The 23,724-nt window shown below is 45.8% G+C and carries 24 protein-coding genes and 1 pseudogene; 1 reads left to right on the top strand and 24 read right to left on the bottom strand.

The window, feature by feature from the left end:
• From AC6I5A_RS02055 to AC6I5A_RS02020, 8 genes and pseudogenes are all read right to left on the bottom strand, one after another.
• The coding region (locus tag AC6I5A_RS02055) for a hydrogenase iron-sulfur subunit (protein WP_497900429.1) at positions 1-233 on the bottom strand (233 nt) is incomplete at its 3' end.
• Between the two features lie 51 nt (positions 234-284).
• Complete coding sequence (locus tag AC6I5A_RS02050; RefSeq protein WP_497900428.1) at positions 285-3,389, bottom strand: FAD-dependent oxidoreductase; 3,105 nt, start codon at positions 3,387-3,389, stop codon at positions 285-287.
• Positions 3,390-3,452: 63 nt separating this feature from the next.
• Entirely contained in the window at positions 3,453-4,250 is a 798-nt protein-coding gene (fdhD, locus tag AC6I5A_RS02045) for a formate dehydrogenase accessory sulfurtransferase FdhD (RefSeq protein WP_034611162.1), read from the bottom strand.
• 18 nt (positions 4,251-4,268) lie between these two features.
• Entirely contained in the window at positions 4,269-5,162 is an 894-nt protein-coding gene (locus tag AC6I5A_RS02040) for a (Fe-S)-binding protein (RefSeq protein ID WP_497900430.1), read from the bottom strand.
• 27 nt (positions 5,163-5,189) lie between these two features.
• Positions 5,190-5,420: pseudogene (locus AC6I5A_RS02035) on the bottom strand (4Fe-4S dicluster domain-containing protein); the annotation flags it as partial.
• Between the two features lie 31 nt (positions 5,421-5,451).
• Positions 5,452-5,982 (bottom strand): 4Fe-4S dicluster domain-containing protein, encoded by a 531-nt coding sequence (locus AC6I5A_RS02030; RefSeq protein ID WP_034611155.1) that lies wholly within the window; start codon positions 5,980-5,982, stop codon positions 5,452-5,454.
• Complete coding sequence (locus AC6I5A_RS02025; protein WP_034611152.1) at positions 5,969-7,936, bottom strand: aldehyde ferredoxin oxidoreductase N-terminal domain-containing protein; 1,968 nt, start codon at positions 7,934-7,936, stop codon at positions 5,969-5,971. The genes AC6I5A_RS02030 and AC6I5A_RS02025 overlap by 14 nt, the downstream gene beginning before the upstream one ends.
• An 809-nt stretch (positions 7,937-8,745) precedes the next feature.
• The gene (locus AC6I5A_RS02020) at positions 8,746-10,854 is read right to left on the bottom strand and encodes a sigma 54-interacting transcriptional regulator (protein WP_052167835.1); all 2,109 of its coding nucleotides are present in this window, start codon (positions 10,852-10,854) and stop codon (positions 8,746-8,748) included.
• 355 nt (positions 10,855-11,209) lie between these two features.
• On the opposite strand from AC6I5A_RS02020, the gene AC6I5A_RS02015 reads away from it, so the two are divergent.
• A complete protein-coding gene (locus AC6I5A_RS02015; protein ID WP_034611150.1) occupies positions 11,210-11,974 on the top strand; it encodes a LytR/AlgR family response regulator transcription factor in 765 nt (254 codons plus the stop codon).
• 236 nt (positions 11,975-12,210) lie between these two features.
• Here AC6I5A_RS02015 and aroA read toward each other — a convergent pair whose 3' ends face one another.
• The 16 genes from aroA to map form a co-directional block, all read right to left on the bottom strand.
• Complete coding sequence (gene aroA / locus AC6I5A_RS02010; protein ID WP_034611148.1) at positions 12,211-13,497, bottom strand: 3-phosphoshikimate 1-carboxyvinyltransferase; 1,287 nt, start codon at positions 13,495-13,497, stop codon at positions 12,211-12,213.
• 77 nt (positions 13,498-13,574) lie between these two features.
• Complete coding sequence (locus AC6I5A_RS02005; RefSeq protein ID WP_034611146.1) at positions 13,575-14,468, bottom strand: prephenate dehydrogenase; 894 nt, start codon at positions 14,466-14,468, stop codon at positions 13,575-13,577.
• Entirely contained in the window at positions 14,465-15,493 is a 1,029-nt protein-coding gene (gene aroF, locus AC6I5A_RS02000; RefSeq protein WP_034611144.1) for a 3-deoxy-7-phosphoheptulonate synthase, read from the bottom strand. The genes AC6I5A_RS02005 and aroF overlap by 4 nt, the downstream gene beginning before the upstream one ends.
• A 453-nt stretch (positions 15,494-15,946) precedes the next feature.
• Positions 15,947-16,687 (bottom strand): N-acetylmuramoyl-L-alanine amidase, encoded by a 741-nt coding sequence (locus AC6I5A_RS01995; protein ID WP_052167834.1) that lies wholly within the window; start codon positions 16,685-16,687, stop codon positions 15,947-15,949.
• A gap of 134 nt (positions 16,688-16,821) precedes the next feature.
• Positions 16,822-17,628, bottom strand: a complete 807-nt coding sequence (locus AC6I5A_RS01990; RefSeq protein ID WP_034611137.1) for a glycosyltransferase family 8 protein — start codon at positions 17,626-17,628, stop codon at positions 16,822-16,824.
• A gap of 220 nt (positions 17,629-17,848) precedes the next feature.
• Complete coding sequence (rpsI, locus tag AC6I5A_RS01985) at positions 17,849-18,244, bottom strand: 30S ribosomal protein S9 (protein WP_034611135.1); 396 nt, start codon at positions 18,242-18,244, stop codon at positions 17,849-17,851.
• Between the two features lie 23 nt (positions 18,245-18,267).
• A complete protein-coding gene (gene rplM / locus AC6I5A_RS01980; RefSeq protein WP_034611134.1) occupies positions 18,268-18,699 on the bottom strand; it encodes a 50S ribosomal protein L13 in 432 nt (143 codons plus the stop codon).
• A 394-nt stretch (positions 18,700-19,093) separates the two neighbouring features.
• Positions 19,094-19,870 (bottom strand): tRNA pseudouridine(38-40) synthase TruA, encoded by a 777-nt coding sequence (gene truA / locus AC6I5A_RS01975; protein ID WP_034611132.1) that lies wholly within the window; start codon positions 19,868-19,870, stop codon positions 19,094-19,096.
• 100 nt (positions 19,871-19,970) lie between these two features.
• Positions 19,971-20,309, bottom strand: a complete 339-nt coding sequence (gene rplQ, locus AC6I5A_RS01970) for a 50S ribosomal protein L17 (RefSeq protein WP_034611129.1) — start codon at positions 20,307-20,309, stop codon at positions 19,971-19,973.
• Between the two features lie 24 nt (positions 20,310-20,333).
• Positions 20,334-21,281 (bottom strand): DNA-directed RNA polymerase subunit alpha, encoded by a 948-nt coding sequence (locus AC6I5A_RS01965; RefSeq protein ID WP_034611127.1) that lies wholly within the window; start codon positions 21,279-21,281, stop codon positions 20,334-20,336.
• A gap of 69 nt (positions 21,282-21,350) precedes the next feature.
• Positions 21,351-21,980 carry a 30S ribosomal protein S4 gene (gene rpsD / locus AC6I5A_RS01960; protein WP_034611124.1) on the bottom strand — a complete coding sequence of 210 codons (630 nt, stop codon included), beginning with the start codon at positions 21,978-21,980 and terminating at the stop codon, positions 21,351-21,353.
• Between the two features lie 13 nt (positions 21,981-21,993).
• Positions 21,994-22,383 (bottom strand): 30S ribosomal protein S11, encoded by a 390-nt coding sequence (gene rpsK / locus AC6I5A_RS01955; RefSeq protein ID WP_034611122.1) that lies wholly within the window; start codon positions 22,381-22,383, stop codon positions 21,994-21,996.
• A gap of 18 nt (positions 22,384-22,401) precedes the next feature.
• A complete protein-coding gene (rpsM, locus tag AC6I5A_RS01950; protein ID WP_034611120.1) occupies positions 22,402-22,773 on the bottom strand; it encodes a 30S ribosomal protein S13 in 372 nt (123 codons plus the stop codon).
• 94 nt (positions 22,774-22,867) lie between these two features.
• Positions 22,868-22,981 (bottom strand): 50S ribosomal protein L36, encoded by a 114-nt coding sequence (gene rpmJ, locus AC6I5A_RS01945; protein ID WP_034611118.1) that lies wholly within the window; start codon positions 22,979-22,981, stop codon positions 22,868-22,870.
• Between the two features lie 21 nt (positions 22,982-23,002).
• A complete protein-coding gene (infA, locus tag AC6I5A_RS01940) occupies positions 23,003-23,221 on the bottom strand; it encodes a translation initiation factor IF-1 (protein WP_007778476.1) in 219 nt (72 codons plus the stop codon).
• Between the two features lie 41 nt (positions 23,222-23,262).
• Positions 23,263-23,724: type I methionyl aminopeptidase (gene map, locus AC6I5A_RS01935; protein WP_034611116.1), on the bottom strand; the 462-nt coding region annotated here is incomplete at its 5' end.

Here is a 23,724-nt window from a genome sequence, read left to right as displayed (position 1 = left end):
CCATAGCTGCAATCATTGAATTGACAACCGCCCACAAACACGCCATCTAATCCCTTGAGAAAAGCCCTTAAGAAAAATGACAAGTCAACCCGACCGGTACACATGACACGTATAACTCTGCTTTCAGTTGTATATTGTATTCTGGACACGCCAGCTAGGTCTGCAGCCCCGTATGCTCACGATTGGCAAAAAAAACATAATATTTTGGGTTTGAATTTAAGCTCCGCACTCATTCATCTCTCACCGCCTTATTTCGTAATCCCATCTTTCCGCCCACGGAACCTCTACAAGCCGGCAACCGCTGCATCGATTTGGCTCAAGATCTGTTCATCAGTAAAGTGTTTCAGTTGGATAGCACTGGTCGGACATACAGTGTTACAAAAACCGTCTCCCTTACAGAGAGCGGGATTAACTCTGGCCTTTCTGCCTTTCGGCGTCATAACAAATTCGATGGCGCCGTACGTACACGCCGTGATACACGCCCCACACGAAATACAGCTATTTTCCGGCACTTCGGCAACCGCACCGGAGGCAACAACTGAATCATGCGAGAGAAGCGTTAAGACCCGACCTGCGGCTCCATAAGCCTGGTTGATTGTTTCCGATATCTGCTTGGGATAGTGAGCTATGCCGCAAAGATAAATCCCATCGATCGTAAACTCAACCGGCCTTAGTTTGACATGAGCCTCTTTGAAGAAACCGTCTTGATTGGTAGTTACCTTGAATAACTTGACTGCTTCCTGACTTCCCTCTGACGGAATAACGGCGGCAGCCAAAGCAAGTGTATCCGCATCTATCTCAAGCTTCTTACCTAAAACAAAATCAGTCACGCTAATCCTTAAGACAGAGCGGCCCTCCTCATCAACAGCTGGGGCCACTTGAGGTTGATCATTCTCCTCAAAACGGATGAACCTTACGTTCTTACTGGCCGCTTCACGATAATAATCCTCTCGCAACCCATACATTCTCATATCCCTATACAGAATATAGATATCCATCTCGGGCCTTAGCTCTTTTAGTTTCAGGGCGTTCTTAATCGACTCACTGCAACATATCCGACTGCAGTAGTTCCGTTCCTCATTTCTGCAACCTACACATTGGATCATCACCAAACTCCGGGAATCGAGCAGTCTTTCATCGCCATTGGCGATTTGCTCCTCTAACTCCAGCTGAGTTGTCACCCGATCATCTTCGCCATAAAGATACTCCGTGGGTCGATATACATCAGCGCCTGTAGCGAGAATAGTCGCTCCATGTTTAATCTCGGCGATCCTGCCTGGAGCCTTAACCTTGGTCACGAAATTTCCTATATAGCCACCCGTCTCCGTGATGGCAGCCTCAGTATAGACATGGATTGACGGATGCTGATAAACCTTGCTGATAAGATCCTGCAAATGCTCTTGAACATCCAATCCTTCCAAGGTATAACGGATTCGGCGCGCCATTCCCCCCAGGTCTCTTTCCTTTTCCACAAGATAAACCTCATGCCCCTGGTTAGCCACACTGAGCGCACTGGTCATGCCGGCCAGGCCTCCGCCGACCACCAAGGCCGTCTTGTCGACGTTCAGGTTAAATTCCTGCAAAGGCTGCAAACGTACAGCCCTGGCTACTGACATCCGGATCAGATCCTGCGCCTTTTGCGTGGCCACTTCCTTTTCTTTGGCGTGGACCCAGGAGCAGTGCTCTCGAATATTGGCCATTTCCAGATAATAGTGATTAATTCCCGCCTCTCGTAAGGTGTCCCGGAACAACGGTTCAAGTGTCCTTGGAGAGCAAGCGGCGATAACCAAGCGATTAAACCCTTTTTCTATGGCAATGTCTGATATTTCTTTGGCGGAATTAGTCGCACACGAAAACAACTGCTGCTGTGCGTAGACAACATTGGGCAAGCTTAAGGAATAATCAACAGTTGCAGGTACATCTACGATTCTGGAGATATTAGCTCCGCAATGACAGACAAATACTCCGACCTTTGGCTCCTCTTGAGAGACATCCTTTTCCGGCGGATAGACTCTTTCCTTTGTCAGCCCACCCCGTCGGTAGTCAAGGAGTTCACCGCATTGAGAACCGGCCCCACTGGCAGTATAAACCGATTCGGGAATATCTGAGGGTCCCTGGAAGGCTCCGCTGACAAAAATCCCCGGCCTGCTAGCCTCATTGGAATTAGCAAGATTAGTTTTACAGAAGCCGTGTGAATCGAGCTCAATACCGAACCTATCCGCCATAGTCTGATTATCGGTAGGGGGATTTAAGCCGATGGATAAGACCACCAGATCGAATTCTTCTTCCTTCACTCCCTCGTCCGGTGTGGAATATCTGATCGTTACATTGTTGGTTTCCGGGATCTCTCTGCCGATCGAGACGTAGCTTCTGATAAACCGAACCCCGGGAAGCTGCTCTGTTCTTTGGAAGTAGCGCTCTAAATCCTTGTTATGGGAACGAATATCGTTATGGAATATGGTGCACTCTGCTTCCGCATCATGCTCTTTGGTCAGAATCACCTGTTTCTGGGCATATGAGCAGCATACGGATGAACAATAGCTGTTGCCGCCGGCCGGATTAACCTGTCTGGAACCGACACACTGAATCCAGGCTATTTTATGGGGATGCTTCAGATCCGAAGCACGCCGGAYCTCCCCTTCATAGGCCCCGGTGGGACTTAAGATCCGTTCAAAATCCAGACTGGTTACGACATTCTTGTACTTCCCGTAGCCATAGTCGTTCCGAAGTATAGGGTCAAACGGCTCAAACCCAGGAGCGAGAACTATCGCCCCGACATTTACCTCAACCTTCTCCGCTGTCTGATTTAAATCTATGGCGTCAGCCTGACAAACTGCTTGGCAAATTTTACATTTCTTTTCTTTAAGGTAAAGGCAGCTTTCATCAATATAAGAGGCCAAAGGAATGGCTTGCGTAAAGAATATATGAATGGCTTTATTCATTGATATTTCTTGATTGAATTGATCAGGGTACTGGACTGGGCAGTATTCTGTACAGACTTTGCAACCCGTACATTTGCTCTCGTCAACATATTTGGGCTTTTTCGTCAGCGTAACCTGAAAGTTTCCTGCTTCCCCTGCTACGCTTTCAACTTCTGTATACGTTAGAATCTCAATATTCGGCGACCGGTCGACCTCGACCAGTTTGGGGTTGAGTATTCAACTGGAGCAGTCATTGGTCGGAAAGGTCTTGTCCAGCTGGGCCATATGACCCCCAATACTCGGATTTTTGTCAACCAAGTAAACCTTATAACCCGCAGTAGAAAGATCAAGCGAGGCTTGAATACCGCTGATCCCTCCGCCAACAACCATTACGTCTCCGAAATTACTGTTTCCAATACTATTACAAAGTTGTTGAACTTGTTCTTTTAGCAATAGTTCTTCTTCCACTTTCTATCACCTCATCTGTCTTTAGGTGCCCGTACTGTCCGGATTCGACCGGGACAGCCGCACTTAATTTGTTGAGCAGCCAAGTCGCTCCGGGTGGGAATACACCGCCAGTCGGCCCCCGCGTGCTCGTCCAACCAAAGCAATGCCCAGATCATGAGCAAGCGAAACGGCGCTCCCGGTCGGTGAGTGCCGCGAAACAACAACAGGCRCCTGCACCTTTGCCGCCTTGAGCAACATCTCCGACGAAATGCGACCGGTGGTCAGCAGCAGTAGATCTCTGGTTGATAGCCCTCTCATTAGACATTCGCCCTGAATCTTGTCCAAGGTGTTATGTCGTCCGATATCCTCAGCCACTACTAGCAGGTTCTTGGTATCAGACAAAGCTGAGGTGTGCACACCACCACTAAGTCGATAGAGATCCATCTGTTCTTGAAGCTGCTTCATCAGTAACAGCACTTCCGTCGGGGTAACAACAAGACCCGAATCAACCTTCTGTCCCTGAGTTTTGAAAGCTGCACCGCCTCCGCATCCAGAGGTGATTCTTCGCTGCGTCGGTAATTTAAATTCGGAGTTACTCAGCCTCACATCAGCCACCGATTCCTCCTCACACACCCGCAGGATATCCACGTCACCGATGCCCGAGATGACCCCCTCTGAGTAGAGAAATCCGAGGACAAGGTAATTCAGCTTGCTTGGCGTACATAGGATGGTGACCAGTTCCTGCTGATTTATATAGATTGCGAGCTCCATCTCACTAGGCACGTGAACTGAGGTCCTGACCCATCCCTCATCCGAAAATCGATCACAGACTGCGTCCACTACCACACCTTTCATATCCGCTACGCCAACCGCTTCTTGCATACTTTGCCTCTCCGTCCTCTAAATCACTTCCTGGAGGATCTCCGTGATGTCCTTCACCTGGATCTGATCATCAAAACTCATAACTACTCGACTATCCTCAAAATTAGTAATGCAATAGGGACAGGCAGTAACCAGTACTTCAGCCCCAACCCCAATAGCTTGTTCTAATCTGAGGTTGACAAATCTGTCAGCCTTAGCAGTTTCCATCCAAATCCGACCGCCACCCATACCGCAACACATACTATTTTCCCGCACTTCAGGCAACTCAATCAGTTCCAAACCAGGTATCTTCTTTAAGACCCCGCGCGGTTCGTCAAAGATGCCATTATGGCGCCCCAGATAACATGGGTCATGATAGGTGACTTTTCCCTCATACTCCTTGCTGATCTGAAGCTTGCCTTCATTTATGAGCTGGAATAAAAACTGGGACATATGAATTATCTCAAAGTTGGCATTAAATTCCGGATACTCGTTCTTGAATGTGTGGTAGCAATGAGGGGAAGAAACCAGGACTTTCTTGACCCCGTTATCGATCCAAGTTTTGATGTTTTCTCTGGCCAACTGTTTAAATAATTCCTCATTGCCGGCCTTCCGAATGCTTTCTCCACAGCAATTTTCCTTGGGGCCCAGAATTCCATAATCCACTCCTGCTTGATTGAGGATTTTGGCTGTGGCAACAGCAACTTTCTTTAATCTTGGATCATAGCTAAGGTAGCAACCGGGGAAGTATAAATATTCCGTCCCTTCGGTGAAGGTCTTTACTGAAAGACCCTTTGCCCAATCTGCCCTCTTTGCCCGTTCATTACCGAAAGGATTGCCTTCTCCGGAAAGTCCTGCGCTTGCACCGCGCATTGGCTTGACAGCCTCAGGGAAAACACCATATCCCGTGGCAAACCTGCGTAGGGCTATCATGTTTGATATCTGCTTAACGTCCCTGGGGCATTGCTGTTGGCACTTTCCGCAGGTAGCACAACGCCAGATTTMTTCMTTTTCTATCTCAATCAAMCCGTACGTTGTCTCTCGGATTAGCTTGCGCATACTGAATTTTCTAACCCTATTCCAGGGACAAACAGTATCGCATTTTCCGCATTGATAACAGAATTTGAAGGCTTCTGCACCATTCTCAATTATTTCATCTATTACCTCTTTGAAGGGGACTACAGTTTCCACAATCCTTCATCCTCTCCTTTCACATGATATTTTAGCCCTTCTGTGTCATTCGGACAACGCTATCCACTAGATTCTGGAAGCCATATTTATCTACCAATGATTTTAATCCTATCTCCATATCGTCCAGTTTCACTTCTTCTTCGGCTTCTTCTTCCCTTTCTTCATAAGTCAGAGCTTCAGCTAAGCACCATTTAACACACAAGGGCTCTTTTTCGTCTTCACACATATCGCACTTAAGAGGGAGACCGGAATCAGGTTCTTTGAAAACGTCCCTGGACGGGCAAGCAGCCCTGCAAAAATCACACTCGGCATATTCCCTGCCGTCAATCACGTAAATATCTCTGCCCATACATTCGGCTGCGGCATACTCACCTGCGTAAACAGGAAGATAAATATCTTTGATTGGATCACGGATCAGTCTAATCCGAGACCTCGCCGGATTATTGCTGCTATATTTTGGCGCAGCGTGATAGGCGGAGCAAATTATCTCACATGCCCGGCAACCGTTGCATTTTTCAATATCAATCTTGATTACCTTGACTTTCTTCTTAACTTTGCTCATCTTTTAGAATCCCTCTCCGTTCTAAGTCTTCACTAACGTAATCCATCCCCAATTCATGTAAAGACTCTTTAGTAGGAACACCCTCACTATTCCAGCCCTTATATTTGTAATACGCGTCTAAGAGCTGAGCTTCATACTCGGGAAATCTCTTCTTCCAATGGTCTTCCGGCGGACGTTCGTCCTCTTTTGTCATACCCCTTCTTATATTAAAGGCTCTAATTAAGGTCCGGTTCCTCTTGGCTGCCAGCGATAGCCCGGCTTCATCCATATCAAGACCGCTAGCTGAAGAGATTAAATGCGGATAATTGTGGATATGATACGGAGGCTTCAGTGGAAATGATGACAAACCGGCGCATATCCCGAGCGCGTCATCAATGTAGTGCATCTTCTCCATCCAGTCAACTATATCACAGCATGCTTCAATACCTGGGTAAAATGGGTTTGAGTATTCTCCACGGAATTCCCACTTCATCAAGTAATCCTTAAACTTTGGATCAGGCACCTGGATCCAATCCGAACAAAAAGCTTCTCTCTCCTCAATCGTAGGGAAAGGCGCCTGAGGGAACTGCCCTTCGATTTGGGTAATATTTATCTTTTCGTTGGTGGAATACATCAGGAAATAAACAGGATTCATCATTCCTAGCTTGAGAGGCAGCTGCTCATGTTTCTTGATATTATTATGAGCATATGCTTCTGAACCCTTACCAATCTTCTGGGCGGCCCAATAAGTGCCATCGGCCAGAATATCTCCGATCCCTTCTCGCCGAACAATTCTGTCCAGCAACCAGTAAAATCTCCCCTCGCTATCGGAAGGCATTCCGGGAAAATCCTCGTCAGTCAAAATACCGGCTTCATAAAGCTCAAGAGCGAAAGCCATAACTTGCGGGGTTGTGAATCCGTCCACTCCATACTCCGTAGCACGTTGGGCAATTTTAAACCCAAAATCCAAGTCTGAATAGGCCGCCATGGTATAAGTCAGCTTCGAGAAGCATTTCATCATATAGGTTGAAATCCCCGGGACGGTAATTGTTGCTCCGCATTTCATCGGACAGTTATAACAACTTATTAACCGTTTCCGCACACTTAATTGAGTTTCCTTCCACTTCTCTTCGATTTCCTCGGTCCAAAAACCCTTTCTCCGCGTACGGGCATTTCCCCACACAAAATTCTCAGTGTGCCACTGTTCATCAGTGTGGTACATCTCAGCAGGTGAGCCGAGCCCTTGTAAAATGGTCATTACCCCTGGAATTGGATTGTCTTCCCGGACTTTTATATACTCCAGCACTTCGTTGCAAATTCCTATAAATTTATCCGGTTGGGCAATATTAACGTCCTTTGTTCCACGAACAGCTATCGCCTTTAACCCTTTGTCTCCCATAACAGCGCCCAGTCCTTGCCGACTGGCACTGGACCTGCCCTGTTCGATAGAAGCATAAAAAACCTTATTTTCGCCGGCCAAGCCGATAGCAGCCACATGGGCTTGCGGCACCTTCAACTCCCGACGAATCAAATCTTGCGTTTCGACAGCGCCTTTACCCTGTAAATGAGAGGCATCTCGTATTTCTACTTTGTCATTGTTTATCCACAAATAAACCAGCTTAGAGGACTTGCCGCGAATAATCACTTTGTCATAACCGGCATGCTTCAACTCTGCCGCCAAAAATCCCCCCATCATTGAATATGCCATTAACCCTGTCTGGGGAGAAATGGTAGAAATGATCGTACGATTAGCCCCGGGAGTAGGTGTTCCACCTAACAGACCAGCGCTAAATATCAGTAGATTCTCAGGATCAAAGGGTTTAACTTCCGGGGGAACCCTATCCCATAATATCTTGGCGTTAGTACCCAGCCCCCCAAGATGAAGTTCGGTTAATCTCGGGTCGGTTTCTACCCTCTCAATGTTTCCATTTGTTAAATCAATTTCTAGATTATACCCTGTCTCTGCGTATCTCATTTTTCAACCCCTCTAGGTATGTTTTTACTATGAATAATATTCTCAAAACTAAATAACAAGCCTTTTTTAGTAACTACTCACCACCCTATGTGAGTGAGATTCTAAAATAGTACAACCCAAACCTCTTGATTATGGTATTGTTAGAATTAGGGTTAAAGGACTGGAAGTCGTCTCAACCTAACAGCTGCAACGGCAATAAGCCGCCTCACAGTAACGGATACTAGAAACCGAATCCGAAAAGCTTGCATAGGAAAAGCGGCAAACAAACATGGGCACCAGGCGGCACATCAACTACCCCTGAATGAAACTGACCTACATCTACTATTTCTTCCATTCCAAACGCAAAAATTCACAATAGATGCGAGGGGAAAACACAATCACCGCGATTCAGTTGCTACGGTAGAGAACAATTTGCAACCCTACAAACAATAATAAATCAATTTTGTATTTCTTATTCCTCCTTTTAATTTTAAAATTGGCGGCTTTATCTTGTCCCGTTTCTCGTACAAGCTTTTACGCAAGTATGATACCATTTTACAGTTCTCGACAAGTTTGACCATTGATCAGTTAAAATTGACAGCTTAACTGTCTAAAACCAATAGCAAACGGTTTGAGCCAGTTAAGTTGTTTGAATAACCAGAATCAGCAAATACTACAAATAATGCAAAATTGCAGTGATATTTATTAATTACTACAAAAAATCTAGTTGCATCAGATTTCAAACTGAATCATATTTGCATCATGGTAATGCAAATATGATTCAGTTTTTTAGTATTTGCTCTTCCTATCTGATAAAGTTATATAATGCTCTAATATCGAACAAGCGACTCAGCGTCAGCCCGTCGAAAACGAGCCATTCTTCGAACTATCGTAGACTGATTAACCCCCAAGGCAGCGGCAACTTTATAAGTACTACCGTATTTCTCCATAGCCTTTTCAATAAGTTGTCGTTCTACTTCATTGATAGCTTCTTTCAAGGGCATTAAGGAATTGACTGATACTCCTCCTAATTTGCTGGTGCTTCGTTGAAAAGGCATAGGCAACTGGGATACCTGAATCAACTCTCCAGCCGAGACAACCATTAATCGCTCAACCATATTTTCCAGTTCCCTAACATTACCTGGCCAATCATACTCCAGAAAAGCCTCAATTACCTCGGGAGAGAATTCCCGCTGGAAATTGTACTTCTTACTGAATTCATCTCGGAAATGATAAAGAAGAGGAATGATATCCCCACGCCGTTGACGTAAAGGCGGGATCACAATCGGAACCACATTTAAGCGAAAGAACAAATCCTCTCTAAATTGCCCCGCCTTGATCATCTCTTCGAGATTTTGGTTCGTTGCGGCTATGATTCGAACATTAACCTGGCGTGGCTTTGTCCCTCCAACGGGAACAAGTTCCCGTTCTTGAAGAACCCTTAAAAGTTTAGGCTGAAGATTAAGGGGAAAATCACCAATTTCATCGAGCAACAGCGTCCCATTATGAGCAAGTTCAAACATGCCAATCTTGCCTTCTCGACGGGCTCCCGTGAACGCTCCCGACTCATATCCGAAAAGTTCAGATTCTAACAAATTCTCCGGAATAGCACCACAATTTATTTTTATAAAAGGACCTTTCGCGCGGTTGCTCTGAGTATGAAGGAGTTTTCCTATCCCCTCCTTGCCCACACCTGATTCTCCGAATAAAAGCACGGTAGAGTCAACCTTAGCTACCCGCCTAATTAATTCGAATACCCGTTCCATCTCGGGACCAGTGCAAATCATTTCCCCATTACCCTGACGATTCCGCAATTCTGATAACTCCTGGTGGTATTTTTCGCTTAAACATTTGGCATCAATCAGTTCCTGCCGGAGCTGATTAAGGCTAGTCATATCTCTTAGGTTTATTACCACCCTCAAAGGCTTTCCTTCTTCATCGAAAACAGGACTACCAGTGACAAGCATACTATGATTATGCTTATTTTCCATAATTGTAACGGGTTGCCCACTTTGCAAAACCATGTCAACTAACGAATGTGCATAGATAACCTCTTCAATTTCCTGAATTCCTCTTCCTATCAAATCCTGTGCATTACCAAGGCACATTCTTTCAAAGGTTTGATTAACTCTGAGGACTATGCCCGCTGAATCGGTAACAATTAAACCATCTGAGGAGGACTGGATGATTGAATCAAGTTCACTATTGAGTTCCTTAACTGTGGCTAATTCCTGTGATACCGATTCAATTTCGGATATATCTTGAAATACGCCAACAGCCCCAGTAATCCGGCCGTCCTGGATTACTGGATCCCTATTCATGATATATGTCCCCCGACCCACTCGGAACTTCTGGCTATACTCCGATTTTCCTGTTTCCAGAGTCTCCATTAAACCAAGAGGTACTAAGACGTCTAAGACATGGCGACCAACTGCTCTTTCCCGAGAAACCCTGGTAAATTGTTCGGCTGCACCATTAAATGAAGTTATCATACCGTCGCTATTGATAACTACTATACCATTGTGCGCGGAGCTTAGTACCCCTTCCAGTTCTTTTATCTGAAATTCAGCTTCATGATATAAAGCACCGGCCAGGTCTGCTCGGCTTAAAACTCCAACGATCTGCCCATCCTCTTCAATTACCACAGCCAAATCAAATTGGTAAGCCCAAGCCTCACCTAGACGCAGAGAAGGCTTCATGACCACTGGATTGCGTTCCACCGCTTCCAGACAACTCAACTCTCCAGCTGATCTATCCTTACCGATCACTCTCCCGGCAAGCGTCTCCAGTGTAACTATTCCCATGAACTTCCCCGTTTTATCGACCACAGGCCAACCGGAGGAATCAGCTTCGATAAGCCTATGCAAGGCCTCCAAACAAGAATCGGCTTCGCTCAGACAAACCGGTATCTGGGTCATGACCTCTTCTACCCAAATCACAACAGCACCCTGGTTTTCAATATTTTTTTAAATATTTTTGAAAACACAAGTCTTCCCCCTCTTTCTTTATTAGGGTTTACTTTAATTATATCCGGAGTAAGATTATCAGTCAATTAACAACAGACGCGACGGTATTTCCCGCGAGACATATTAAGTCATATCTACATTCTACGATATATATTTGGGAAGTTAGTCTTCAAAATCGTTGTCTTGACAAGCGGGGACATTACATGGCATAATGCGGTAGTTATCTGAATATTAGACTGCCCTTCTCATGGGCGGAGCACTCTTTGCCAAAGCTCAGGGGAGTATTTGAATTATACTTTCTGGATATGTCAAGAAATGGGGGTTCAGCTTGAAACTTCGTGCCTTACTTGTCGACGGCGAGTACTCCTCCCGTAAAGAACTTCGCTACTTACTCCAGCGCTTCGAGGATATTCAGGTTGTTGGCGAAGCTGCAAATGCTTTAGAAGCTCTTGAGTTAATCTCTCATCTGGAATATTCGGTGATTTTTTTGGACATAGCTATGCCAGGCTTAAACGGGATTGACTTGGCCCATCGGTTGCAGGATAAATTGGATTCACCCACAATTATCTTTATCACTGCTCACGAAGAATACGCATTTGCCTTTGCCGTAAATGCCTTAGACTATCTTCATAAACCCATCCAACCTAAGCTCCTTGAAGAAGCGCTCATGAAAGTGCGCCAAATAAAAGTCAGCATAACCGCACCAAAGAATAATCCGCTACCCCCTAAAAGTGAAGCTATTACACCTCCACCTAAGCCTTTGGAAGTTGTACCGGTTGAACAAGGGGGTAAAATATTTCTGTTACACCAAGACGAAATTGTCTTTATCTATACCGATAAAGACAAGGTCTACATTAAAACCCAAAAGGACTCTTACCTAACCCATTTTACCTTACGCGAGTTGGAATTACGTTTAAACCCTACTCTTTTTTTTCGCTCCCATCGTTGTTATTTAGTTAACATTCAACGCATGCGGGAACTTATCCCCTATTTAAATGGAACTTACTCTATAGTGGTCGATGACCATGAACGTAGCGAGATCCTGGTGAGCCGGGCTAAATCCCGGATACTCAAAGAGATGTTAGGTCTTTAGTGACGTATTTTTTTAATAACCGAGGCTGCGGCCTCGGTCCTTTTATCCAATCGTGAGACCCCCACTTCTCCAAGCGGGGGTGGTTCCCCGTACTCTGCTTCGGTGGGGGTAGACTCCGACTTCGCCGCTAAGAGTTCCTTTTGGGTCGTGCGGCTTCGGCGAAAGCCTCCACTGGAGGCTTTCGTCACCGAAGTCTCGATGTTCAACTTAGTTGAACGAGTTCACTGTACTAGTGCTCATCGAGCTACCTTCTTAAGTACTGCTAAAAAGTCAGGATACGATACCTCGGCTGCTGCCATATCTTCCACGCTGACCCCTTCCTTTGATAGCATCCCGGCGATTGCCCACGCCATAGCCAACCGATGATCTCCCAGACTGCTCACCTGCCCACCGCGTAAGGAAGGCTGGCCGTGAATCCGCAACCCATCGGGAAGTTCCTCGATCTTTGCCCCCAGGGCATTTAATCCCTCAGCCACTGTACGAATACGGTCAGTTTCCTTGACCCTCAGTTCTGCAGCATCCCGAATGACGGTTTCCCCTTCGGCAAAGCTTGCGGCCACCGCCAGAATGGGGATTTCATCAATCAGTCGTGGAATCATGTCTCCTCCGATTTCAATGCCTTGAAGCTTTGCAGAGCGAACCCGGAGTGTTGCCCTCGGCTCACCACAGATTTCCGAAGTATCAATCAACTCAATATCCGCGCCCATGGCTCTAAGAGCATCCAATATCCCGGTACGAGTCAGGTTTACACCAATATTGGGCAGAATAATCTCCCCACGTCCTGCCAAACTTCCTAAGACGAGGAAGAAAGCAGCCGACGAAATATCACCTGGTACAGAAATATCTTGACCGGTTAAGCGAGCTCCCCCGTGCACCCTGACCACAGTCTTCTCGCTTAGCACCTCAACTCCAAATCCCCGGAGCATTCGTTCGGTATGATCCCTGGAAAGAGCCGGTTCCTCAACTCTCGTTTCTCCGCTCGCTCTCAATCCCGCCAAGATAATAGCCGATTTGACTTGAGCCGAGGGTACCGAGGTTTGAATGGTTTGCCCCTGTAAGTGACCGCCACTCATGGTCAAAGGAGCTAAATTGCCTCCTAAACGACCCATAATCTGAGCTCCCATTTGTTTAAGAGGGTCGGTGATCCGCCGCATCGGACGAGAGCGAAGGGATTCATCTCCGGTCAAGGTGACGACAAATTGGCTGCCGGCCAACGCTCCAAGCATAAGCCTGAGCGTCGTCCCCGAATTACCGGCATCCAGGACATCCGTCGGCTCTGTCCAGGTTTCCATCCCTTCGCCGCGAATCCAAACCTCGGTCCCCTGTCTCTCCGATGGGACTCCCAGTTGTTTTAAACAACGAAGCGTACTTAAACAGTCCTGGCCTAATAAAAAATTTGAAACATGGGTTTCTCCATGAGCCATCCCACCCAAGAGCGCTGCCCTATGAGAAATGGATTTATCACCAGGAACTACGATTTCTCCTTCCACTCCGGAGATCGGCTTGATAAACACGCCTCGCATAAGCATTGCCTCCCTAGGTTATCGATTCAACGGATAAAACGTTTCTAACTACTTAAGTAAGACTACAGTAAGACTACTTAAGTAAGACATCCCCGAACCGCATGAGCCTTTCGAAATGCTTCGGCAATAGCCTCTCCGTCTCCCTGCTGAAGACACTCCTTTAATTCCTTTATTCTTTGTTCCCATAGGGTAAGCCCACCAAGAATCGCATCGGAATTCCTCACAATAATTTCTTTCCACATTCCGGGAGAACTATCTGCAATGCGCGTTAATTCTCGAAAACTCCGTCCGGCTAACTCTAAGGCTGCTCCCCCCCCTTGGGAAGCATCCTGCGCAGCTAAAGTTAGCGCCACCGCTAACAAATGGGGGAGATGACTAACCATTGCCACTTCAACATCGTGAACTATTGGCTCTCGAAACACGACTACTGCTCCAAACCCTTGAACAACTTCTACAAGCTTCTTAACCACTTGTTGAGGACAATCAGCCTCAGGGGTTAAAACATAGGGATAACCTCGAAAAAGATTGGGATCTGATACTCCAAAGCCTGACCGTTCCGAACCTGCCATTGGATGACCACCTACAAAATAAAAGTCCACAGAACCAATTATTAGTGCTTGTCGGCAAATTTCCGTCTTTATGCTTCCTACATCGGTTACAATTGCCCCCTTAGGAATCCTGCCGACTAATTGATCAAATCCCTTCGCCAACACCTGAAGGGGAAGAGCTAAAACAACCAAATCAACCTCCAGAAACTGTGGCATTTCAGTCCAACCCGCCTGTACCCAGCCCCGGCTCACGGCTTCATCAAGACTAGCCTTTTCCCGGTCAACCGCAAAAACCTCCCATCCGGAAAGGTGTAATGCTCCTGCCCAAGACCCGCCAATCAGTCCTAAACCAAGGATGCAAGCCTTCGGAATACGTCGGCCTGACCATCCCGGTGTCAAAATTTCTTCCAGACCTTCTATCACGAACTCACTTCCCCCAATTGACGATCGAGTGCGGTAGTGAGCCTCGCCAAATCAGCCATCATTATTTGGAATTTTTCCGGTGTTAAGGACTGTTTACCGTCTGAAACCGCCTTTTCCGGATGGGGATGAACCTCAACGATCAAGCCATCTGCTCCGGCAGCCAGAGCCGCTTTCGCCATGGGATGGATTAATTGCCATTTCCCAGTCCCGTGACTTGGGTCAACAATGATTGGCAAGTGTGAAAGGGCGTGCAGAGCAGGAACCATACTTAGATCAAGCGTATTCCGTGTATAACTTTCGAAAGTACGTATGCCCCGCTCGCAGAACATCACCTGGTAGTTTCCTCCATCCAGGATATACTCAGCTGCCATCATCCATTCTTCTAAGGTTGCTGAAGGCCCTCGTTTGAGCAGTACTGGTTTCCCACACTTGGCAACTTCCTTGAGAAGGACAAAATTTTGCATGTTCCGAGCACCGATTTGGAGAACATCCGCATAATGGGCCACCAGAGAGACATCCTGCGCATCAATAACTTCTGTGATCACCAGAAGCCCCGTTTCGTCACGTGCCTCCGCCAAATAACGTAATCCCTCTTCCTCTAATCCTTGGAAGGAATAGGGAGAAGTACGGGGTTTAAAAGCGCCCCCACGCAAAAAGGTCGCACCGGACTCGCGCACAGCATACGCAGTTTCCATGATCTGTGCTTTACTTTCGACAGCACAAGGACCTGCCATCACATGAATTCTACTGCCCCCAATTTCTTGCCCCCCAACCCGAATTATGCTATCCGCAGCATGAAACTCCCGGCTGACCAACTTATACGATGCCAAAATAGGCACGACTTTTTCTACCCAAGGCAACGCTTCTAAATCGAGAGCTTTCATTCGTGAGCGATCCCCAATAGCCCCCATTATTGTTTTCTCCACTCCTTGGGAAAAATGCACTTTGAATCCCTCCTCAGTTAACCGTGTGGAAGTCTCTTCAATCTGTTCTACTGTCGTACCCATCTTCAAAATAATAATCATTTTTTCCTGCCCCCTTCTACCATACTACATTATCAATATCCATGCTTAGCTGCTCATACTTCGTGGGCATGGTAAAGATCTTAACTCTATCCATGGGAAATAAGTAAAGGGGTACCTGAAAACTTAAACTTTCTGATACACCCAAAAAGGCACCCTGAATAGAGGTGCCTTGACTCTTAATCGCCCCCATCCTACAATCCTACTGATCTTTTACGAGTCCTTCGCAAAGCTCCAAAAGGAACCCCACGGTCACCATCCTACGTATAGCTTTGCCATACAAAGCTATCTTCCAAACTGCTAATACTGAACTTGGAATTATTGATTTCAGACTATATTATCACAGAATAGGCTATTTTCACAACCCCTATAACCTAAATAACCTAAATAACCCATAAAACTACCTCCTTATCCGTCCTGCAAAAACAGGGAATTTGCATAGTTCTTCATCTGCATTCATTGAATTTGACTTCTATTTCCTTCCGCCTGTTTACTAAAAAATACACTTAAACCCTGATAAATGGCAATAGCCAACTTCTCCTGATATTCCGGTGTTGTCAGTAACTGTTCTTCTTCAATGTTTGATAGGAAGCCCAGTTCAACGGTTACAGCCGCTTGGTGCGCCTTTTTCAGAACATATATATCTTGATTTCCTTTAATAACTCTTTTGCCATTTGTCATATTATTCAGCTCCTGCTGAATCGATTGAGCCAATAACTTTCCTTCCGGCGAATCCGCATGATAAAACGTCTGTGCACCCGTCATTTTTGCGTCAGAAAAGCTGTTGGCGTGGATACTGATATAAACTTCTGCCTGGGCGTCCATAGCAAGTTGGATACGTCCAGCCAAATCCTCTCGTTTCCGCTTTAAAAGTCCCTGTGACGTTCCTAAGTCGCTGTCATCCCCGCGGACCATAATTGTTTTAGCCCCGCTTTGCTGAACCAGGGCTTGCAGGCGTCTGGATACGGCCAAGGTCACATCTTTCTCTAATACCTTGCCTTTACCCACAGCACCTGGATCTACGCCCCCGTGACCGGCATCGATTACGACGACTCTATTGCCCAATGTCCAACTCCATATTTTTTTATCCGGTCTACTGAATCCCCATCCAAGGGAAAACATCAAAATAAGTACAAGCGTGACTCCTAAAATAACTTCCTTATTTCTTTTCCTACTTACAACCCAAATAACTTTCATTTTCATCCTCCCCCCAGTCTATTCCGTCTTACCTTATGGGGGAGACAATCGGAATATGCATTTGAATTGTCCATTTTCAATCCTTCGCGATACGCTGGTCCGGTAGCAGGCTATGTTTTTCGCCGAAGATTTTATCAATACTGCTGCATACTTTGATAGAAGGCGCCCAGCTTACCCTTATAGTTTTCATTCCACGGCTTATTTTTTCCGCAATAGTGAATAATCACTGTGTTTCGACAAATCCAATCTAAATCTATTTTACATTCTCTGTTTTTAGGGTGGAGGTTATAGATTAAATAATAACGTTCACTAAGATTATAGACCTTAGGATCAACGATAATTGTTCGGCCACCGTACAAGCCATTAATAACATCTTGGTCTGGGAAAATTAAACGATTCTTATACTCTTGGATATAGTCAAATACCTCGTCAATATTTTGCTGCTCCCGTAGCAGGGACAAATTCAGCATCATGACGCCTGAGTTCACATATGTGCTGTTCTTAGGCATTTTCAAACGAACCTTATTGAACTTACCGAGAGGTTCATAAACATCAGTTGCGGCGGCAAATAGATTTCCTTGAAAATCAATATTATATAATGTATTAAGAGAATTGATAACCACTAAATCGGGATCAAGATATAGTATGCGCTCCAGTTCCTTGGGTAGAAACTGAGCGGCAAAGATGCGATAGTACATTTCTTTAGGGTAGCGCCTGGTAATCGGCGCATTACTGAACAGATCATCCGGAATTTTAATTCCGACAATTGTACAGTTGAAGGTATCTACATGTTGGTTGATAAACGTAAAATCCCGCTCAGTCATAGAGGTATGGGCAATATAAACGATGAAGTGTATTCCTGGATTCGACTGTGTTAAGGATGTAATCATAACAACCAACTGTTTTAAGTAGTTAGAATTTAAGGTCACGAGAATATTCATCTACTACCCTCCTCATAGTGTCAAGGAATCTCCATAAATTCTCCTCCTATATAATAATCTCCATTTTAATACGGTAATTATGCAGTCTCAGAAAATAGTTGTGCTTTACACTATCGACCCGCACTCGGGACTTTCACCCGTTAGACTGCGCCCATGCCGGGCGCACCATTAAGAAATCCCCCAACCGTGCATGGTTGAGGGATTTTTATTTTCTTTATAATTAACGTTTGGAGAATTGGGGAGCCTTACGAGCTTTCTTCAGGCCGTATTTACGACGTTCCTTCATACGCGGGTCACGCGTAAGGAAACCGGCTCTCTTAAGACTTGGACGGAGACTGGCATCCGCCTTCAGCAAAGCACGGGCAATGCCTAAGCGTATCGCACCGGCTTGACCTGTGGTGCCACCCCCGTGGGCGAGAGCGATAACATCATATTTAGTAAGTGTATCTGTAATGTTGAATGGTTGTTGAACAATCATTTCCAGAGTTTTCTTACCAAAATACTCCGCTAATTCACGATTATTGATAACGAACTTTCCTTCACCAGGAATAAGGCGAACGCGAGCGATAGCATTTTTACGTCGTCCCGTACCAGCATATTGTAACTTAGTTGCCATGTTTTACTTCCTCCTTCCTAAATCTATTGAATTGTCCAGATTTCAGGTTGTTGAGCTTGATGGGGGTGTGATTCTCCCTTATACACGTTTAACTTTGTGTACATCTGGGCGCCCAACTTGTTATGAGGAAGCATACCCTTCACAGCATGTTCCATAGCTCGTTCTGGCATGATTTGCATCAATTTTTTGTAAGAGATTTCTTTTAACCCACCAGGAAACCCAGAGTGGCGACGATAAACTTTGTTGTTAAGTTTGTTGCCGGTTAACACTAATTTTTCAGCATTGATAATTATGACATGATCCCCTGTATCAACATTAGGGGTGAATGTCGCTTTATGTTTACCTCTTAGGAGACGTGCTGCTTCAGTAGCAATACGACCCAGGGGGATTCCCGCAGCGTCAATGACAAACCATTTGCGCTCCTGGTCTTGTGCTTTTGCAAAAAACGTGGTCATAACTTTCCCTCCAAATTAGCAGTTTTATGTTACTCAACACTCGCATGGGGCTCAATCATGCCAGCGGTATGCCAAAGACATGGGGCTCAATCATTGCCAAGGCACAAAAACTCGTAGCAATATTATATTAATTTAATAGCTTTATGTCAAACAATTATTTCAGACAAAACATACCTCCATAAACCTCGCTCGAAATATTTATAAATAGAGACGAACACCGCTTAAACTTCTTTATGCCCTAGCAATAGCCTGCTTCTTAACAAGAACCACTCCTCGGACTTAGGAATTAGGACTTAGGACTTTGGAATTAGGACTTAGGAATTCGAACCTCGAAACGACCTCGAAGTTCGAACCCCCGACCTCGAAGTTCGAGCTTCGCACCTCGAACCTCGATCTAAAGGTCCTTAAAAACTTCAAAAGGGCTTTCTTCCGTATAATTCACGTGAGCCAGCGTTAAGCCATGCGCCGGTGCTATCATTCTGGCCCGTTTCCGTTCTTGACTGGCAATAATCTCTGGGATTTCTTGAGGGAGAATCCGACCTTTCCCCACGTCCATCAGTGTTCCAACAATAATTCGAACCATGTGATATAGAAATCCTTCCCCCACGCAGGATACTATGATTAATTTCTGATTTTTTTTGACAAGACAACGATAAATCGTCCGTTCAAACGACTTACTATCCCCACCGGCTGCTGCAAAGGTTTTAAAATTATGCCGTCCCTCCAAAAAATTTGCCGCCACCTGCATCTCCGCTACATTTAAGGGAATAGGCATATGGGACGCATAAAGGCGCGTAAATATATTTGGGATGGGATTGTTGTCTATCTGATAATCATAGCGTTTCCACTTTGCTGACAACCGGGCATCAAAGTCATCCGGAACGTCTTTTGCTTGAAGTATTCGTATATCCCTGGGCAACATACTGTTAAAAGCCTTAGGGATTTTTTCTTCCGGAATTCTTGCCGAAGTCATGAAATTTACAACTTGACCGGAGGCGTGTACACCGGTATCCGTTCGGCCCGCCGTAGCTAGAGTTACCTCTTCCTCGACTAATCTTGCCCACACTGTTTCCAAAGTACCCTGGATGGTAGGACCATGAGTTTCATGCTGTCGCTGGAACCCATGATAGTTTGTTCCGTCATATGCTAATTTTAGCCGAATATTCCGCATGAATACGAGCCTCCACTACGTATGGATTTTTCACTTCTCTAATCAGCAAAGGCCTGGCATGCTTAACAACGTTAAGCAACCCGGCCTTTAACAACTCGCATTATACGAGTTCAACAATTACCATTGTCGCAGCATCGCCCCGACGTAAGCCGAGTTTCATAATCCTGGTATAACCTCCCTGACGGTCAGCATATTTCGGCGCAATGGTTTCAAATAATTTTGTTACAACATCTTCGTCCATGAGATAAGCCATCGTTAAACGACGTGAAGCCAAATCACCTTGCTTGCCAAGTGAAATCATCTTTTCAGCAATGGTCTTCAATTCTTTGGCACGTGCTTCAGTTGTTTGAATACGCCCATGTCTTAACAAGGAAGTGACAATGTTACGCAACATTGCCCCGCGATGACCCGTGTTTTTTCCCAACTTGCGGTAAGCCAATTACATTCCCTCCTTTTGCCCGAATTAGTCCTCAGCCGGGCGAAACGATAAACCTAAGTTCTTAAGTTTAAATTCCACTTCTTCTAAAGACTTACGACCAAGGTTACGCACTTTAATCATGTCTTCTTCCGTTTTTAGGGTCAACTCTTCAACTGAGTTGATCCCTGCCCGTTTCAGGCAGTTGTAAGAACGAACGGACAGATCTAATTCCTCAATCGTCATATCGAGGATTTTATCTTTGGCTTCCTCTTCCTTTTCCACCATAATCTCAATATTAGTTAGTTTATCTGTGAGTCCCATAAAAAGGCGCAGATGATCACTCATAATTTTGGCTGCCGAACTGGTAGCCTCTTCTGGAGAGATACTGCCATTAGACCATGCTTCAAGGGTTAACTTGTCATAGTCCGTGATTTGACCAACCCGGGTATCCTCTACCGTATAGTTAACCTTATAAATTGGAGCAAAAATAGAGTCTATGGGGATAACTCCGATAACATCGTCGGGCTTCTTGTTTTTATCCGCAGGAACGTAGCCCCGGCCACGCTCTACTGTCATTTCCATGAATAACCGGCCATCATGATCTAATGTGGCAATCCTCAGGTCCGAATTCAGAACCTCAATGTCAGGATCGCTTATGATATCTCCTGCTGTAACAATCCCTTCGCCTTGATATTCTATACGAATAATCCGAGGTTCATCCGTATAGCCTTTCAGGGCAAGGGACTTCAGATTCAGAATAATATCAGTAACGTCTTCCAAAACACCCGGAATCGTGGAAAACTCGTGGAGTACCCCTTCAATTTTGACAGATGTCACCGCCGATCCAGGAAGAGAGGATAGCAGGATACGCCTTAGAGAATTCCCTAAAGTTATCCCATAACCCCTTTCCAGAGGCTCAACGACGAATTTTGCATAGGTGTCGTCATCAGAACGCTCGATACACTCGATCCTGGGCTTCTCGATTTCTAACATCAGAATGCACCTTCTTTCTCGAGAACTTGATATACAAACCATCCGACCCAGATGGGTAGAACGTCAACATTAACGGGAGTACTTCTCCACGATGAGGTGTTCTTGGATGGGGATTTGAATATCTTCCCGAGTAGGTAGGGCAACTACTGTTCCTGCAGCAGTATTGGCATCCAAACTTAACCATCCGGGAACTGTTCGAGAACCTAGGTTTTCCAGAAGTTGTTTCACACGTGGAGAGCTCTTGCTGCCTTCTTTAACCGCTACGGTTTCTCCCACACGTACAGAATAAGAGGCAATATTAACCTTCTTCCCATTAATGGTAAAGTGCCCGTGATTCACGAGTTGACGCGCTTCAGGACGAGATGATGCAAACCCCAGATGGAAAACGACATTATCGAGTCGCCGTTCCAACAGGATGAGTAGGTTCTCTCCGGCCATACCCTTTTTACGTGCAGCTTGATCGAAATAGCTGCGGAATTGATTTTCCATAACGCCGTACATACGACGTGCTTTTTGTTTTTCTCGTAATTGAAGACCATATTCGGTGGGCTTCTTCGCACGAGCTTGACCGTGTTGTCCGGGGAGTTGTGGGCGACGATCAACCGCGCACTTTCCGGTATAACAACGTTCCCCTTTGAGAAATAGCTTTAATCCTTCACGACGACATAAGCGACAAACTGGTCCAGTATATCTGGCCAAGATTACACACCTCCTATACCCTTCTGCGTTTCGGTGGCCGACAGCCATTGTGTGGAATCGGAGTCACGTCTTTAATTAAGTTTACTTCCAAACCTGCTGCTTGTAGGGCACGAATTGCAGCTTCACGTCCAGCCCCTGGTCCTTTCACGAAACATTCAACATCTTTTAAGCCATGTTCCATCGCAACTTTAGCACATGTTTCTGCAGCCATTTGCGCTGCAAAAGGAGTGCTCTTACGAGAACCTCTAAAGCCAAGAGAACCTGCACTTGACCAAGAAAGTGCGTTCCCTCTGGTATCCGTAATGGTCACCATTGTATTGTTAAACGAGGATTTGATGTGGGCAATTCCACTTTCAATATTCTTACGTTCCCGGCGTTTTGTCCGGACAACTTTACGCGCCATCTCGGTTATCCCCCCTTTTTACTTTTTACGTTTTGCTCCAACAGTCCTGGCCGGACCCTTACGAGTACGGGCATTGGTTTTCGTGCGCTGACCTCGAACGGGAAGTCCCCGACGATGGCGCAGTCCACGATAAGAGCCAATTTCTATAAGACGCTTGATATTGAGGGAAACTTCACGACGCAGGTCGCCTTCAATTTTAAACTCTTTATCAATAACTTCTCGGAGCTTGCTGACTTCGTCTTCTGACAAGTCACGCACTCTGACATCCGGGCTTACGCCCGATTTAGCGAGAATCTTATGTGAAGTAGGCAGCCCAATCCCAAAAATATAGGTTAAGGCAACCTCTAAACGTTTCTCGCGTGGTAAGTCAACTCCAGCGATACGTGCCATCTACAATTTACACCCCCAACTAATTCAGTTCTGTATCAATAATAAAATCGGTGCATTGAAGGATACCGTCCAATCAGCCGCGCACCCGTAACTTCTAGCCTTGTCTTTGCTTGTGCTTCGGATTTTCACAAATGACCATGACTTTACCATGGCGAAGAATAATTTTGCATTTTTCACAGATCCTTTTGACAGAAGGCTTTACTTTCACCGTAATCCCTCCCTTTGATGCTTACTTAAACCTGTATGTGATTCGTCCTCGGGACAGGTCATAGGGGGAAAGCTCCACTGTGACTCGATCTCCCGGAAGAATCCGGATAAAATTCATGCGAATCTTTCCGGAGACATGCGCCAAAACCTTGTGTCCATTCGCTAACTCCACCTGGAACATGGCATTGGGCAGTGGCTCCAAGACCTTACCTTCAACTTCAATAACGTCTTCTTTTGACATGATTATTCACCCCTCCTCTGACAATCGCCACGCTGGAGTACCTAACAACGAGTTAGAATTTCCGGGCCATTTTCCGTAATCGCAACTGTGTGTTCGAAATGGGCCGATGACCGGCTGTCTTTCGTAACCACAGTCCAGTGATCCTTTAGCGTCCGCACTTCATACGTACCCATGTTTACCATGGGTTCAATAGCCAAGGCCATACCTACCTCGAGTCGTGGTCCCCGACCGGGCTTGCCAAAATTAGGGATCTGGGGGTCCTCATGCATGGCTCTTCCAATCCCATGTCCAACATAATCCCGCACCACAGAAAATCCGTTAGCTTCCACGTGCGTTTGGACCGCATAAGAGACGTCGTAAAGGCGATTACCAAACTTCGCCTGGGCAATACCCAACAATAGGGACTCTTCGGTCACTTTTAAGAGTTTCTGAAGATCTTCATCAACTTCTCCAATTGGTAAAGTTACAGCCGCATCTCCAAAATACCCGTCTATGAGCGCCCC

The sequence above is a fragment of the Desulfosporosinus sp. Tol-M2 genome (assembly GCF_059735615.1).
The sequence above is the reverse complement of the archived record's forward strand: the minus strand, read 5'-3'. Positions and strand labels throughout refer to the sequence as shown.